This is a genomic window from Achromobacter sp. 18P8.1.1, from assembly GCF_057799415.1.
In genome coordinates this window covers 162,806-176,525 of the sequence record NZ_JBYOKH010000004.1, presented here as the reverse complement: position 1 = coordinate 176,525, position 13,720 = coordinate 162,806, and the positions used below count along the sequence as shown (strand labels likewise).

The window sequence follows — 13,720 nt, the reverse complement described above, 5'->3', positions numbered from 1 at the left end:
CCATGGGTGAGCTTATCGTAGCCGCGGGCTGGCGAGGGGCAAGGATGGCCCGAACTGAGACAGTTGGGGTGCTCACCGAATGCCGCTAGGCCTGACGCTGCCGTGTTCGCGGTAGGCAGCTGCGATCGTGCGCAACGCGTCGCGCGACCGCGAGTCCGTCAGCGTCGAGTGCAGCGTGATGCGGGAGGCGGGCAGGGCGGGCAACGAAAAGCGTGCGCCGACTTCGATGGTGTCGGCCGGCGCCAGGCGGCAAGCCAGGGCGCCGATCGCCAAGCCGGCCGAGACCGCTGCCATGACGGCGTAGCCGCCGCCTACGAAGACCTCGTTCCACGCGATCTCGTTCCGATCCAGGGCCTGGATTGCGGTGTTGCGGACCTGGCAGCAGGGCATCAAGGCAGCCAGCCTGAGCGGTTCGCCGGTGCGCCATTCAAAGCTCGGGGCGGCGAACCAGCCGAAATGTTCGGGCCCGAGGTCTTCGCCGTCGCGGCGGTCATCCTCTTGGCCGACGATCACGGCTTCCAGGTCGCCATTGTCGAACGCGTCCAGGAGCGTGTGTGAATTGTCCAGCCGGACCTCGATGCTCAGCGCCGGATCGCGTTCGTGCAGCCGGGCCAGCAAGGTCGGGGTTTCCGGGCCCGCGATGTGGGAGGCGATGCCCAGCCGGAAATGCCGCCGTTCGGCGTCCAGCAACGCCAGCGCGCGGTCGTGCGCGGCCAGGAATTCACGCGCCCCGTTCACGAAGGTTGCGCCCTGCGCGGAAAGCCGCACGTGCCGCGGCGTCCGTTCGATCAGCTTCTGGCCCAAGCGGTCTTCCAGGCGTTTGAGCCTGACGCTGATCGCGCCTTGGGTCGTGCCCAGGGCGTCCGCCGCTTTCGTGAAGCTTCGAAATTCCGCGATGCTCACGAAGGCCTGGACGGCGTCCACATCCAGCGTAGGCTTGGTCATCATCTATCCGAAATTGTTGTTGCTGATATATCCAAGCATAGCATTGTGGAATGGATGGCGGACGCCTACCATGCGTGCACCTTAGTCTGGATGCTCACTCATGACCGCCGTCTCTTCGCGCCGGGGCAAGCTCGCCCTGGCCTCCATCTGCCTTTCTGCACTGATGCTGGGCCTGGAAATATCCAGCGTGCCGCCAGTCCTGTCGACGATCGAACACGCCATGGGAGCCAGCTTCAGGCAGCTCCAGTGGGTGATGGCCGCCTACACCATCGCGATGACGACCATCCTGATGGCCACGGGCACGCTGGCCGATCGCTACGGGCGCAAGCGGCTATTCATGGTCGGCATCATTGCCTTCGGCGTGACCTCGCTGGTGTGCGGGCTGACGGAAGATATCCAGGTCCTGATTGTGGCGCGCTTTCTTCAGGGGCTGAGCGCCGCGATGATGCTGATCTGCCAGGTGGCGATCCTGTCCAGCCAGTTCCGCGACGGCCGGGAACGGGGCGCCGCGTTCTCATGGTGGGGCATCGTCTTCGGCGTGGGCCTGGGCTTCGGGCCGATCGTGGGCGGCGCCATCCTAGCGCTGGCGAGCTGGGAATGGGTTTTCCTGGTGCATGGCGGTTTGGCGGTGATCACCTTGGTCCTGGCCTACGCCGCGGTAGAGGAATCGCGCGATCCGCAAGTGCGGCCCCTGGATATCGCGGGCATCCTGACGCTTTCCGTCGCGGTGTTCTGCCTGGTGTTGTTCGTCACGCAAGGTCCGGTGCTGGGCTTCGGAAGCCCGGTGGCATTGGGCATCATCGGCCTGTCGGTCGCCAGCTTCATCGGATTCATCGCCGCCGAGAAACGCAGCCGCCATCCCATGATCGATTTCGCCGTGTTCCGCAACCGCAACTTCTCCGGCGCGCTCGCGGGTTCGGTAGGGATGAACCTCAGCTTCTGGCCATTCATCATCTACCTGCCGATCTATTTCCACGGCGGGCTGGGCTACGACAGCGTGCAGACCGGCTTGGCGCTGCTGGCCTACACCTTGCCCACGCTCTTCATGCCGCCGGTCGGGGAAAAACTGTCCTTGCGGTATCACCCGGGATTCGTGATTCCCGCTGGCTTGAGCCTCATCGGTTCAGGTTTCCTTCTGATGGCGTTCGGCAGCCATTCTGCGCAACCCGGCTGGTGGATCCTGCCGGGCTGCGTCGTCGCCGGCATGGGCCTGGGGCTGACGAACACGCCGGTGGCCAACACGATCACGGCCGCGGTCTCGCGCGAGCGGGCCGGGATGGCGTCGGGCGCCGACATGAGCGCACGGATGACGTCCCTGGCCTTCAGCATTGCCTTGATGGGCTTGGTCCTGGTCGAGGGTGTCATGGCGTACTTGACGCAAGCGTTGGCGGTGTCCGACGGGCCGGGGCTGCGCCTCTTTGCAGAGAAGATTGCCGCCGGCGACCTGGCCGTGCTGGAGCACGAGGCGCTGTTCTCGCACCTGAGCCAAGGGGCTGGCGCGTTGCAGGCCGCGCTCTTGTCCGGCTTCGGATGGGTGATGGCATATGGCGCCGGCAGCGCGTTCGTTTTTGCCGTAATCAGCCTGCTGGCGTTCTCGCCATGGAAGGCCCGCTTGTTGCCCGATTCCGCGCTCACGTTGCGGGAAACTCGATAATTGCCTTTAATGGTCGCGCCATCGGCATCGCGCAAAGGTATATTTGCGCGGTGTTGACCCATGCCGCCACCGGGGCGGCAGGCTATTCAAGGAGCTTTGAGCGCAGTGACCATCGATTTCGAAGAATCAATCAAGCCTTTTTCCTGGATGGAATACGAAGGCAGCTTTTCAGTCATCCTCACCGTTGGGGAGTACAAGGAAGAGGTCTTCCGCCGCCGCAGGCAAGAGGGTTTTGTGGGTTCGGGCTACGACTGGGCGTCATTGGCGCTGGTCTTTCTGAATGAAAAAATGCCCGAGCTCTCTGAACAGATTGATTTTGATCCCGAAGCGGACACGTTCTGCGCCTATTCTTCCGACAGCGAAGCGCTGAAGGCCTTCATCGTCGGCTTCAAGGCCGCATGTGAAGACTGGAGGCAGATCCAGGACCTGTTCTCCCGGGCCGAGTTGGACTGACCCCTGACCGACGGTGGGCGTCTCAATGATCGAAACCCGCTTGTTGCGGCAGTTTGTCGCCGTCGCGGAAACGCTGCACTTCAATCGAGCGGCAGAGCGCCTGCATATGGCGCAGCCGCCGCTCAGCCAGGCGATCCGCCGGCTGGAAGGCGAGATCGGCGCGACGCTGTTTGAACGCACCAACCGCAGTGTGGCATTGACGCCGGCGGGCGCCGCATTCCTGGAGTCTGCCCGGCGCATCCTGGATGCGCTGGAAGAAGGCGTGGCGCATACGCGCCGCGTGGCCCAGGGGATGGATGGGCACCTGACGCTCACCTTCATCAACATCGCGCCGTATGCCTCGCTGCTGCGCGCGCTGCGCGATTTCCGCAGCACGCATCCGGCTGTCGCGTTCACGCTCCAGGAGGCCACGACGCATGAGCAGGTGCAGGCCCTGGAAGCGGGCCGCGCGGACATCGGATTCATGCGCACGCCGGGCGCTACGACGCCGAGTCTGCGGTTCGAGACCTTGCTGCGCGAACCGATTCATGTGGCCTTGCCGGCGGCGCACCCCTTGGCGGGCAATGCCGTGGTGGCGCTGTCCGCCCTGAAAGACGAGCCCTTCGTCGCATCGCCGCGGCGCTTGGGGCAAGGTTTTCACGACCAGTTGATCCAGTTGTGCCAGTCGGCCGGCTTCGTGCCCCGGGTGGCGCAGGAAGCGCGGCAGTTGCAAACGGTGGTGGCGCTGGTGGCTGCGGGCTTTGGCGTGGCGCTGCTGCCCGCATCGTTGGCCCAGACCGCGGGCGTGGATGTCGTCTTCCGGCCGATCGCAGCCGACGCGCCGGCGCCTTTGCGGCATCTGGATCTCTTGATCGGGTGGAATTTCGAACGGGCATCCCCGGTGCGCGACCGCTTGGTCGACGCGTTGCTGCAATCACTCGGGCGTGGCCATTAAGACGTACAGCGTCTTGTTCAGCAATAAATAATATATTTTACGGCGCGTAGGCAGCCCTCTAAGCTCGGCACGTCTTTGTCGAGTTTGAGCGTGCCATGCCTGTTGCTGTCTATGTTTTTTCCGTCTGCACCTTTGCATTCGGCCTGTCTGAATTCGTGGTGGCCGGCCTGGTGTCGGCGATGGCCGATGGCCTGCACGCCAAGATCGAGGCGGTCGGGACCTCCATTGCCGCCTACGCCTTCGGCGCCGCGATCGGCGCGCCGTTGATCCCTGCGCTGGTGGCCCATTGGCGCGACCGCCGCACCCTGGCGTGGTCCATGGCCGTCCTGGCCGTGGGCAGTGGCTTGATGAGCCTGTCGGGCACCTTGCCGATCCTGCTGGGCGTGCGCTTCGTGGTGGGACTGGCCCATGGGGTCTTCATGGCGGTGGCGTCGGACGCCGCGACCCGGCTCGTGGATGAGGCGCGCGCCGGGCGCGCTGTCGCCGTGGTGTGGATCGGCCTGACGCTGGCGCTGGCGCTCGGGGTGCCGCTGGGCACCTTTCTGGGCAGCATCTGGTCGTGGCGGGCCGTTTTCGCGGCGATCGGCGTGCTGGCGCTGATCGGCTTGGGCGGACTGCTGTGGTGCATGCCCGGCAAGGGCGTGTCTCCTGCACCCGCGGCGAACCGGCCCAGTGTGGGCGCGGGCTTGCGGGCCATCACGCACCCCAGGATGCTGATGACCGCCGGCGTGGGCGCGTTGGTCAGCGTGGCAACGTTCTGCTTTTTCACCTTTGTTTCGCCGTATCTGCTGCAGGTGACGGGGGCGGACGTGCAGCGGTTGAGCGCGGCCATGCTGCTGTTCGGCGTGTTCTCCATTGCCGGCAACCTGCTGGGCGGCTATCTGGTCGACAAGATGGATGCGGACCGCGCGGCGTTGCTGGCGCTGGCCGGGCTGACCGCGACGTTGCTCGGCCTGTACGGGTTCCGGCAGTCCGGTTGGGCGGTCGTGGCTTTGGCCGGCGCGCTGGGGCTGGTGTTCTTCTGCATCGTGACCGTGCTGACGCTGCGGCTGCTGAAGCTGGCCCAACGCCATGTGCCTGAGTCCACGGCCGTGGCGGCGGGGCTGAACATCGCGTCGTTCAATCTGGGAACGGCGGTAGGGGGCGGGCTGGGCAGCCTGACGATCGCTTGGGCTGGCTTGCCGGCGCTGCCGTTGGCCGGCGCAGCGGCGGCGGTCGCGGCCATGGGGGCGTTGTGGCTGCAGTCGGCGCGGTCACCAGGGCGCCAGCCCGCCTGAAACACGTCCGTCCGGCGGGGCGGTCCGGCCCCGTGAAAGACCGTTTTCGCGAATGGCCAGAGTCCTTCTACAATATTGGGTTGCGTGTAATTCTGGACTGCGTGAGATGTCAGACGTTTTGAGTATCGAGTCCCTGGACCTGGAAGCCAGGGGGATCGCCCGTCGCGACGGGAAAGTGGTGTTCGTGGAAGGGGCCCTGCCGGGTGAACGGGTCACCACCGTGACGCTGCGCCGCAAGCCGTCTTACGAAATCGCCCGCGTGGATCAGGTGATGCGCCCCTCGTCGCAGCGGGTCGTGCCGCGCTGCCCGCACTTCGGGGTCTGTGGCGGCTGTGCCATGCAGCACCTGGAGCCCAGCACGCAAGTGGCCATCAAGCAGCGGTCGCTGGAAGACACCTTTTGGCACGTAGGCAAGCTGCGCCCCGCGCTGATCCTGCCGCCGCTGCAAGGCCCGACCTGGGGCTACCGCTACCGCGCGCGCCTGTCGGTGCGCGTCGTGCCGAAAAAGGGCGGCGTGCTGGTCGGTTTTCATGAACGCAAGAGCAGCTACGTGGCCGACATGCGCGAATGCCACGTGCTGCCGCGCCACGTCAGCGACCTGCTGATGCCGCTGCGCGCGATGATCGCATCGATGTCCGCGCCGGACCGCATGCCCCAGATCGAAGTGTCGCTGGGCGAAGGCGTGACGGCGCTGGTGCTGCGCCATCTGCTGCCGCTGACCGATGGCGACATCGCCATCCTGCGTGCTTTCGCCGCCGAGCACAACGTGCAATGGTGGCTGCAGTCCAAGGGCCCCGAGACCGTGCACCCCATGGAACGCGAGCATGGTGACACGCTGGCCTACACGATGCCGGAATTCGGCCTGCGCATGCCGTACCGGCCGACCGATTTCACGCAGGTCAACCACGCCATCAACCGCGCGATGGTGTCGCGCGCGCTGAAACTGCTGGACGTGCAGCCCACCGACCGCGTGGCCGACCTGTTCTGCGGCCTGGGCAACTTCACCTTGCCGTTGGCCACGCAAGGCCGCGAAGCGGTGGGCGTGGAAGGCAGCAAGACGCTGACCGACCGCGCGTTCGACGCCGCGTCGCGCCACGGCTTGGGCGACCGCACCAGCTTCGCCACGCTGAACCTGTTCGAGGTGGATGCGCACTGGCTGCGCAGCCTGGGCTACTTCGACCGCATGCTGATCGATCCGCCGCGCGAAGGTGCGCATGCGGTGTCGCAAGCCTTGTCGGAACTGTCTGCCGAAGAGCGTCCGCGCCGCATCGTCTACGTGTCCTGTAATCCGGCCACGCTGGCGCGCGACGCCGCCATCCTGGTGCATGAAGGCGGCTACGTGTTGAAGAGCGCCGGCGTCATCAACATGTTCCCGCACACGGGCCATGTGGAATCGATTGCGGTGTTTGAATCGCTGGACGCCGCAGGCGTGCTGGAAGTGAAGGAACGCGCGCGCCAGCGCGCCATCCAGGCGGCGGCGGATGCGGTGGCAGCGGAAGAGGCCAAGGCTGCCGCCGCCGCAGAGAAGGCGGCTGCCAAGCAGGCGGCGACGGATGCGTACCACGCCCGCGTTGCCGCCGAGGCCGAACAGGCTTCCGAAGACGCCAGCCAGCCTCAGGGCTGATGCTGCGCAACGGGTCGGGACAGTCCCGGCCCGTCGTTCTTGCGCGGCCGGCCTTAGTGTGAGCGCCCCAGGTTTTCCAGAATCGGGCAGTCGGGCCGGTCGTCCCCATGGCAGTTGTGCGCCAGGTGCTTCAAGGTGGCGGCCATGTCGCGCAGCGCCTCGGCCTTGCGCTCCAGTTCCTCGACATGCCCCAGCGCAATGCGTTTGACGTCGGCGCTGGCGCGGCTGCGGTCTTTCCACAGGGCCAGCAACTCGTTCATCTGCTCCACTGAAAATCCCAGGTCACGGGCGCGACGCACGAAGCGCAGCGTGTGCAGGTCGTGGTCGCCATAGACGCGGTAGCCGGAGTCCGTGCGCACTGCCGGGCCGATCAGGCCGATGCTCTCGTAATAGCGGATCATCTTGGCGGAAATGCCCGAGCTCTTTGCAGCTTCTCCGATATTCATGTCAGGCTCCTTGGGTCAGGCTTGCCCGGCGCGCGTAGGGCGGGCCAGGCTGGTTCCGAAGTGGAATGTCCAGTGTTGACCTTCCCATAATGGGAAGGTCAAGGCCCATTCTACGCTTGACCTTGCCATTGTGGGAATGTTTAAGCTGTGGTCCATGGTGTGCAAAGGGTTGCCCACCGCCTTGAAATTTCCGGAGAAAAACCATGAGCATCGAATTCCAAGTGCCCGACATGACCTGCGGCCATTGTGTGAAGACCATCACCGGTGCGGTGAGCCAGGCGGCGCCGGGCGCGACCGTGGCGGTGGATCTGCCGACGCACCGCGTCACCATCACGGGCACGGACCAGGCCGACAAGCTCGAAGCCGCCATCCGCGACGCGGGCTACGAACCGACGCGCCTGTAATGCCGCCCGCCGGACAGCCAGGGTATGATAGGCCTGGCTTTTCGGCAGTTATTTCTTAATTGCTAAAAACTATCGATCAAGTTAGTTTATTAAATTTGATTAATTGATAGCCAGGATTTATCATTCTTTCCATGGTGGTTAAACAAACCCCGCTACCCAAGGAGAGATTGAATGCTGCAAAACCGCGAAGGCCAACGTGTTCCGAACGTAACGTTCCCCGTCCGTGAGGACAACACGTGGAAGAAGGTCACGACCGACGATCTGTTCAAGAACAAGACGGTTGTCGTCTTCTCGCTTCCCGGCGCTTTCACGCCGACCTGCTCGTCGACCCACCTGCCGCGCTACAACGAACTGGCCCCCGCGTTCTTCAACGCCGGCGTGGACAGCATCGTCTGCGTGTCGGTCAACGACACCTTCGTCATGAACGAATGGGCCAGGGACCAGGAATCGGCCAATATCACGCTGCTGCCCGACGGCAACGGCGCCTTCACCGAAGGCATGGGCATGCTGGTCGACAAGAGCGACCTGGGCTTCGGCAAGCGCAGCTGGCGCTATTCGATGCTGGTGAAGGACGGCGTCGTCCAGAAGATGTTCATCGAACCCGAAAAGGAAGGCGACCCGTTTGAAGTGTCGGACGCCGACACCATGCTGGCGCACATCGCCCCGACGGCCAAGAAGCCCGACCAGGTGGTTGTGTTCTCCAAGCCGGGCTGCCCGTTCTGCGTGGAAGCCAAGGCGCTGCTGGAAGAAAAGGGCTACGCCCCGATCGAAATCCCGCTGGAAAACAAGGTCCGCGGCCGTGTGATCGGCGCCGTGTCCGGCAAGGGCACCGCTCCCCAGGTGTTCATCAACGGCTCGCTGGTTGGCGGCCTGGAAGACCTGAAGGCGCATTTCGCCTAAGTCTGTCAGCCGGGCGGGGGCAATCCCCGCGCCCGGCCGGCGCAACGGCGCGGTTGCAGGTTGACCGCACCGTTGCCGCCGGCACGAGCTTCCCTTTTTACGCACCCTTACCGCATTCCTTGCGCGGCCCTTCGTTGGCGTCGCCGGACGCTGTTCGTCCCGAGGATGCGCAACAAGGCGGAACTCGCCTTTGAATCCTTGCTACCCGCAACATGGGGGATACCCAGTCATGAAAACTCTGCACACTGATGTCGCCGTCATTGGCGCCGGCACCGCCGGCCTGGCGGCTTATCGCGCCGCGAAAGCGGCGGGCAAGCGCGCGCTGCTGATCGAGGGCGGCCCATACGGCACGACCTGCGCCCGCGTGGGCTGCATGCCGTCCAAGCTGCTGATCGCCGCGGCGGAAGCCGCCCACAACGCGGCCCATACGGAAGCCTTCGGCGTGCACGTCAGCGGCGAAATCTCGGTGGACGGCGTGGAAGTGATGGACCGCGTCAAGCGCGAACGGGACCGCTTCGTCGGCTTCGTGCTGGAAGGCGTGGAGAACATTCCGGCCGAGGACAAGCTGCGCGGCTATGCGCGTTTCGTGTCCGACACGGTGCTGCGGGTCGACGACCACACCGAAGTGCATGCCACCCGCGTGGTCATCGCCACGGGTTCGCGCCCGTCGGTGCCGCCGCCGTTCCGGGCCCTGGGCGATCGCCTGGTAGTGAATGACGACGTCTTCGCCTGGGATGACTTGCCGCGTCGCGTCGCCGTTTTCGGCCCCGGCGTGATCGGTCTGGAATTGGGCCAGGCGCTGGCGCGGCTGGGCGTGGACGTGCGCGTCTTCGGCGTAAGCGGCAGCCTGGGCGGCATCAGCGATCCGCAGGTGCGCCTGAATGCACGCAAGATCTTCCAGCGCGAGTTCTATCTGGACCCGGATGCCCGCGTGCTGGAGACCACCCGCGTCGGCGACGAAGTGGAAGTGCGCTACGTGACGCTGGACAATAGCGAACGCACCGAACGCTTCGACTACGCGCTGGTCGCCACGGGGCGCCGCGCCAATGTGGACGGCCTGGGCCTGGAGAACACCTCGCTCGAGTTGAATGCGCACGGGGTGCCGATGTTCGACCGGGAAACGATGCAGGCGGGCGATTCGCCCATCTTCATCGCTGGCGACGCCAATGCCGATGCGCCGCTGCTGCACGAAGCCGCCGATGAAGGCCGCATCGCAGGCGAAAACGCCGCGCGCTTTCCCGAGGTGCGCCAGGGCTTGCGGCGCGCGCCGCTGGCAGTGGTGTTCTCGGATCCGCAGATCGCGCTGGCGGGGCAGGGCTACGGACGGCTGGTCCCGGGCACCTTCGTGATCGGCGAAGTGGATTTCAGCGATCAGGGCCGGTCACGCGTGATGCTGAAGAACAAGGGCATGCTGCACGTATACGCCGACATCGCGACGGGCCGTTTCCTGGGTGCCGAAATGGTCGGACCCAGCGCCGAGCACATTGGCCACTTGCTGGCCTGGGCGGTGCAGCAGGAGCTGACCGTGGCGCGCATGCTGGAAATGCCGTTCTACCATCCCGTGATCGAAGAGGGCCTGCGTACGGCGTTGCGTGATGCGGCGGCCAAACTGGCCCGCGCCCAGGAGGCGCTGCGCAGCGAGGAATCGGAGAACGCGACGGCCTGATCGGCGTCCTAAACCAACGATATGGGTCGTAACGGAAATGGGCCGCAATGTTGCGGCCCATTTTCATCGTCTATCCGACTTATTCGTCCGACTGCTTCTTCGGAACCGGGAAGGGGTTTTCGCGGTACTGCAGCGTGAAGCCGGCCCGTTCGTCCTGGCCCAGTTCGCGGGCGAGGTACGGCATGGCTTGCTTCAAGCCTTCGTGGAGTGTCCAGGGCGGGTTGATGAGGAACATGCCGCTGCCGTGCAGGCCATAGCCGTCGATGGTCGCCTTCTTGACGGTCAGGGTGGCGTGCAGCCAGCTCTTGACCTTCAGGTTCTCGAAGTGGCGCGCCATTTCGCTGGCTTCGCGGCGTTGCACCAGCGGATACCAGACGGCGATGGTGCCGGTGGCAAAGCGCTTGACGCATTCCTTCACGGTGATCAGCGTGCGGCGGTAGTCGTGCTTGTCTTCGTACGACGGGTCGATCAGCACCATGCCGCGGCGCGTGGGCGGCGGCAGCAGGGCCTTGACGCCTTCGAAGCCATCATCGCCGTAGATTGTGGTCTGGCGCTGCGCCGCGCGGCCCTGGTGTTCCAGGTTGACGACCAGCGTGTCGATTTCGGTCGGGTGCATCTCGAACAGCCGCAGGCGGTCCGAGGGGCGCATCACGTCAAGCGCCAGCCACGGCGAACCGGGGTAGCGCTTGAGGCGACCGTTGGTGTTGTAGTCGCGGATGCGGGCAACATAGTCGGCCAACAGCGGCGGCAAGTCCTTGGCTTCCCACAGGCGGCCGATGCCGTCCACGAATTCCGAGGTCTTGTTCGCCCAGTCGCCTTCCAGGTTGTAGAGGCCTGCGCCGGCGTGGGTGTCCACGACCCAATAGGGCGCGTCCTTTTTGTTGAAGTAATCCAGGGTGTGAACCAGGATGGCGTGCTTGAGCACGTCGGCGTGGTTGCCGGCGTGGAAGGCGTGGCGGTAACTGAACACGGGGCGTTCTGCCTCAGGCGGCCGGCCGGATCGCGGCCAGCTCGTCGGTGAAAATGCCGTCGATGCCCCAGTCCAGCAGCAAGCGGGCGCGTTCGGGGTCATTGACGGTCCAGGCCGCGATCCGGTAGCCGGCGGCATGCACGGCGTCGATCAGTTCGCGGGTTGCGTCTTTCTGGTTGATGTTCAGCGCGACGCAGTCGTATTTGACCAGGCGTTCGCGCCAATCGGCGGGGACTTTCTCTACCAGCAGCGCGCGCGGCAGCTCGGGCGCCACTTCCAGCGCGGCTTGCAGCGCTTCTTCGGCGAAGGAAGACAGCAGCGGGGGCGTGCTGGCGCCTTGCCACAACTGCTTGCAGGCCAGCGCGACGGCGGCGCCGGTCTCGGCTTCGCGGCCCGGGCAGGGCTTGATCTCGACGTTGCTGGCGATGTGGTTGGCGACCGTGTAGCGGGCCACGGCGGCAAAGGTGGGCAACGGCTCGCCGGCGTAGGCGGCCGAGTGCCAGCTGCCGAAGTCCAGCTGCGCGAGTTCCGCGTAGGTCTTGGCGGCGGCCGGGCCTTGTCCGTTGGAGGTGCGGTCGACGTCATCGTCGTGCATCAGCACGAGGACGTTGTCGCTGCTCAGCTTCACGTCGTATTCGAACATCGTGAAACCATGCTCGGCGCCCACGCGCATGGCGGCCAGCGTGTTCTCCGGCGCCAATCGACCACCGCCGCGGTGCGCGATGTAACGGGAATAGGGCCAGGACGGGAGTTTTGCGGTCATTTTTGGTGTTGCGTGTGCTTCTTATGGACAGGGTTGCAAGGATACTCCTTCTTGCCCCAATGACGCCCGGAAGGCCCCCACGCCGCACTCGCTGCGCTCGCTTGCTGCCCCCCGAGGGGGCTGCCCCGCCTTGGGGCGGCCCGGCGGCGGGGCGGCTATCCTCCTGGGGGCCTTCCACCCGGGCTCTACTTCAGCGGCGCTTTGTCTTGCGACACATCCATGATCATGCGGGTGGCCAGATACAAGCGCGGCACGATGCTGTTGATCTGGATGTATTCGGCGTCGTTGGAGTGGGCGCCAAAGCCGCTCAGCCCCATCCCTTCGATGACCGGGCCGCGGGCCTTGAGGGCGGCGAAGGCGGCGTCGGTGCCGCCGCCGCTGGCGCGGTCGACGACTTTCATCGGCAGGTCCAGTTCCTTGTAGATCTGCACCCCGTGCTGGGCCAGGGCGCGGGATGCCGCGGTGGCCTCCAGCGGCGGCCGGCGCACTTCGAACTTCACCGTGACCTTGGATTCGGGCAGGAGCTTCTTCTGGACGCGCTCTTCCAGCGTGCGCGCCAGGGCGTCGAAGTCGGACACGCGCAGGGCTCGGGCGTCGGCCTGGGCGGTTGCCTGGCCGGGAATGACGTTGCGGTTGGTGCCTGCCTGGGCCACGGTCCAGTTCAGCTTCAGGCCTTCCTCGGGCTTGGACAGCTTGTCCAGCTGCAATAGCTGATGCGCCAATTCATAAAGGGCATTGACGCCGCCTTCGGGGCGGGCGCCGGCGTGCGAAGTCTTGCCCTGCACGGTCAGGTAGGCCGCGCCGATGCCGCTGGTGGCCAGCGTCAGGCGCGCTTCAGCGCCGCCGCCTTCGAACGAGAAGACGGCGTCCTGGTCGGCGCCCAGGCGGGTGATGGTGCTGCGCGCGCCCAGCGAACTGATCTCTTCGTCGCCGTTGATCAGCACGGTGATGGTGCCGAAATCGCGGAAGCCCAGCTTTTGCAGCAGGGTCAGGGTGTGGATGATGGTCGCAACCCCGTGCTTGTCGTCCGCGATGCCCAGGCCGTACGCCTTGTCGCCGTCCACGCGGAACGGCTGGTCTTTCAGCATGCCATTGCGGTAGACCGTGTCCATGTGGGCGATCAGCATGATCTTCTTGGTGCCGGTGCCCTTGAATTCCCCGTGGACCATCGGACCGACCTTCTCCGGAGTGTCGTCCAGCCGGAAGACGTCGGTGGCCGGCAGGATCTCGACCGTGCCGCCCAGCGCCTTCAGGCGGTCGCGGATCAATTCGGCGATGCGTTCGACGCCTTCGACGTCCTTGCTGCCGGATTCGATGTTGACCAGGTCCCGCATGGTGTCAAGCATGGCTTGCTGCTGGCCTTGCGCGGCTTCGTGCACGGCGGCCACGGGCGCGGCCAGCGCCGCGTGCGCGCCGCCCAGGAACGCCAGGGCGATACAGGCACGCAGGACATGCAGGCGGGGAGAGGTAATCGGCATTGAGGGAACCCTTTATGTGGCTGGGAAAGGGGCGCCGGCGGTAAGGACCGGCGTCGGGGGCGCGCGGCCGGGTGGCGGCTTGGCCCTGCAGGTCACGATACGAGTGCGCAAGAGGCGCGAAAATGGTGATTTCCCGGGTTGACGGCATCCGGCTTCCATGTGCCGGGGACAGGTTGGACGGCTCCACGGGAACTTGAAGTGAATCC

At 65.4% G+C, this 13,720-nt stretch carries 13 protein-coding genes; 8 read left to right on the top strand and 5 right to left on the bottom strand.

Annotated features, from left to right (window positions below; genetic code table 11):
• Positions 1–72: 72 nt before the first annotated feature.
• Positions 73–948, bottom strand: a complete 876-nt coding sequence (locus AC27VE_RS05145; protein ID WP_088587277.1) for a LysR family transcriptional regulator — start codon at positions 946–948, stop codon at positions 73–75.
• Between the two features lie 97 nt (positions 949–1,045).
• Between AC27VE_RS05145 and AC27VE_RS05140 the strand changes: the two genes are divergently transcribed.
• From AC27VE_RS05140 to rlmD, 5 genes are all read left to right on the top strand, one after another.
• On the top strand, positions 1,046–2,599 hold the full coding sequence (locus AC27VE_RS05140; RefSeq protein WP_488703205.1) for an MFS transporter: 1,554 nt from the start codon (positions 1,046–1,048) through the stop codon (positions 2,597–2,599).
• 105 nt (positions 2,600–2,704) lie between these two features.
• Positions 2,705–3,052 (top strand): Imm51 family immunity protein, encoded by a 348-nt coding sequence (locus AC27VE_RS05135; RefSeq protein ID WP_035212214.1) that lies wholly within the window; start codon positions 2,705–2,707, stop codon positions 3,050–3,052.
• A gap of 25 nt (positions 3,053–3,077) precedes the next feature.
• A complete protein-coding gene (locus AC27VE_RS05130; protein WP_006222285.1) occupies positions 3,078–3,986 on the top strand; it encodes a LysR substrate-binding domain-containing protein in 909 nt (302 codons plus the stop codon).
• Between the two features lie 95 nt (positions 3,987–4,081).
• Complete coding sequence (locus tag AC27VE_RS05125; RefSeq protein ID WP_488703204.1) at positions 4,082–5,263, top strand: MFS transporter; 1,182 nt, start codon at positions 4,082–4,084, stop codon at positions 5,261–5,263.
• A 106-nt stretch (positions 5,264–5,369) separates the two neighbouring features.
• Positions 5,370–6,887, top strand: a complete 1,518-nt coding sequence (gene rlmD / locus AC27VE_RS05120; protein WP_488703203.1) for a 23S rRNA (uracil(1939)-C(5))-methyltransferase RlmD — start codon at positions 5,370–5,372, stop codon at positions 6,885–6,887.
• Positions 6,888–6,940: 53 nt separating this feature from the next.
• Here the strand turns inward: rlmD and cueR are convergent, their stop codons facing one another.
• Positions 6,941–7,333, bottom strand: coding sequence for a Cu(I)-responsive transcriptional regulator (gene cueR / locus AC27VE_RS05115; RefSeq protein ID WP_006222282.1), 393 nt, complete (start codon positions 7,331–7,333; stop codon positions 6,941–6,943).
• A 203-nt stretch (positions 7,334–7,536) separates the two neighbouring features.
• Here cueR and AC27VE_RS05110 point away from each other — a divergent pair, with 203 nt between their 5' ends.
• The 3 genes from AC27VE_RS05110 to AC27VE_RS05100 all read left to right on the top strand — a co-directional run bounded on the left by AC27VE_RS05110 (position 7,537) and on the right by AC27VE_RS05100 (position 10,303).
• Positions 7,537–7,737, top strand: coding sequence for a heavy-metal-associated domain-containing protein (locus AC27VE_RS05110; RefSeq protein WP_006222281.1), 201 nt, complete (start codon positions 7,537–7,539; stop codon positions 7,735–7,737).
• Positions 7,738–7,908: 171 nt separating this feature from the next.
• Entirely contained in the window at positions 7,909–8,637 is a 729-nt protein-coding gene (locus AC27VE_RS05105) for a glutathione peroxidase (protein ID WP_488703202.1), read from the top strand.
• A 229-nt stretch (positions 8,638–8,866) separates the two neighbouring features.
• Complete coding sequence (locus AC27VE_RS05100; protein ID WP_488703201.1) at positions 8,867–10,303, top strand: dihydrolipoyl dehydrogenase; 1,437 nt, start codon at positions 8,867–8,869, stop codon at positions 10,301–10,303.
• Between the two features lie 79 nt (positions 10,304–10,382).
• Here the strand turns inward: AC27VE_RS05100 and AC27VE_RS05095 are convergent, their stop codons facing one another.
• From AC27VE_RS05095 to AC27VE_RS05085, 3 genes are all read right to left on the bottom strand, one after another.
• Positions 10,383–11,273 (bottom strand): 23S rRNA (adenine(2030)-N(6))-methyltransferase RlmJ, encoded by an 891-nt coding sequence (locus AC27VE_RS05095; protein ID WP_488703200.1) that lies wholly within the window; start codon positions 11,271–11,273, stop codon positions 10,383–10,385.
• A gap of 13 nt (positions 11,274–11,286) precedes the next feature.
• Positions 11,287–12,036 carry a glycerophosphodiester phosphodiesterase gene (ugpQ, locus tag AC27VE_RS05090; protein ID WP_424626484.1) on the bottom strand — a complete coding sequence of 250 codons (750 nt, stop codon included), beginning with the start codon at positions 12,034–12,036 and terminating at the stop codon, positions 11,287–11,289.
• A gap of 185 nt (positions 12,037–12,221) precedes the next feature.
• Positions 12,222–13,514, bottom strand: a complete 1,293-nt coding sequence (locus AC27VE_RS05085) for a M20/M25/M40 family metallo-hydrolase (RefSeq protein ID WP_488703199.1) — start codon at positions 13,512–13,514, stop codon at positions 12,222–12,224.
• Positions 13,515–13,720: the final 206 nt, after the last annotated feature.

Coding starts and splice junctions, on each gene's coding strand:
- AC27VE_RS05145 (WP_088587277.1), bottom strand. CDS start 948: ATGATGACCAAGCCTACGCTGGATGTGGACGCCGTCCAGGCCTTCGTG.
- AC27VE_RS05140 (WP_488703205.1), top strand. CDS start 1,046: ATGACCGCCGTCTCTTCGCGCCGGGGCAAGCTCGCCCTGGCCTCCATC.
- AC27VE_RS05130 (WP_006222285.1), top strand. CDS start 3,078: ATGATCGAAACCCGCTTGTTGCGGCAGTTTGTCGCCGTCGCGGAAACG.
- AC27VE_RS05125 (WP_488703204.1), top strand. CDS start 4,082: ATGCCTGTTGCTGTCTATGTTTTTTCCGTCTGCACCTTTGCATTCGGC.
- rlmD (WP_488703203.1), top strand. CDS start 5,370: ATGTCAGACGTTTTGAGTATCGAGTCCCTGGACCTGGAAGCCAGGGGG.
- cueR (WP_006222282.1), bottom strand. CDS start 7,333: ATGAATATCGGAGAAGCTGCAAAGAGCTCGGGCATTTCCGCCAAGATG.
- AC27VE_RS05110 (WP_006222281.1), top strand. CDS start 7,537: ATGAGCATCGAATTCCAAGTGCCCGACATGACCTGCGGCCATTGTGTG.
- AC27VE_RS05105 (WP_488703202.1), top strand. CDS start 7,909: ATGCTGCAAAACCGCGAAGGCCAACGTGTTCCGAACGTAACGTTCCCC.
- AC27VE_RS05100 (WP_488703201.1), top strand. CDS start 8,867: ATGAAAACTCTGCACACTGATGTCGCCGTCATTGGCGCCGGCACCGCC.
- ugpQ (WP_424626484.1), bottom strand. CDS start 12,036: ATGACCGCAAAACTCCCGTCCTGGCCCTATTCCCGTTACATCGCGCAC.
- AC27VE_RS05085 (WP_488703199.1), bottom strand. CDS start 13,514: ATGCCGATTACCTCTCCCCGCCTGCATGTCCTGCGTGCCTGTATCGCC.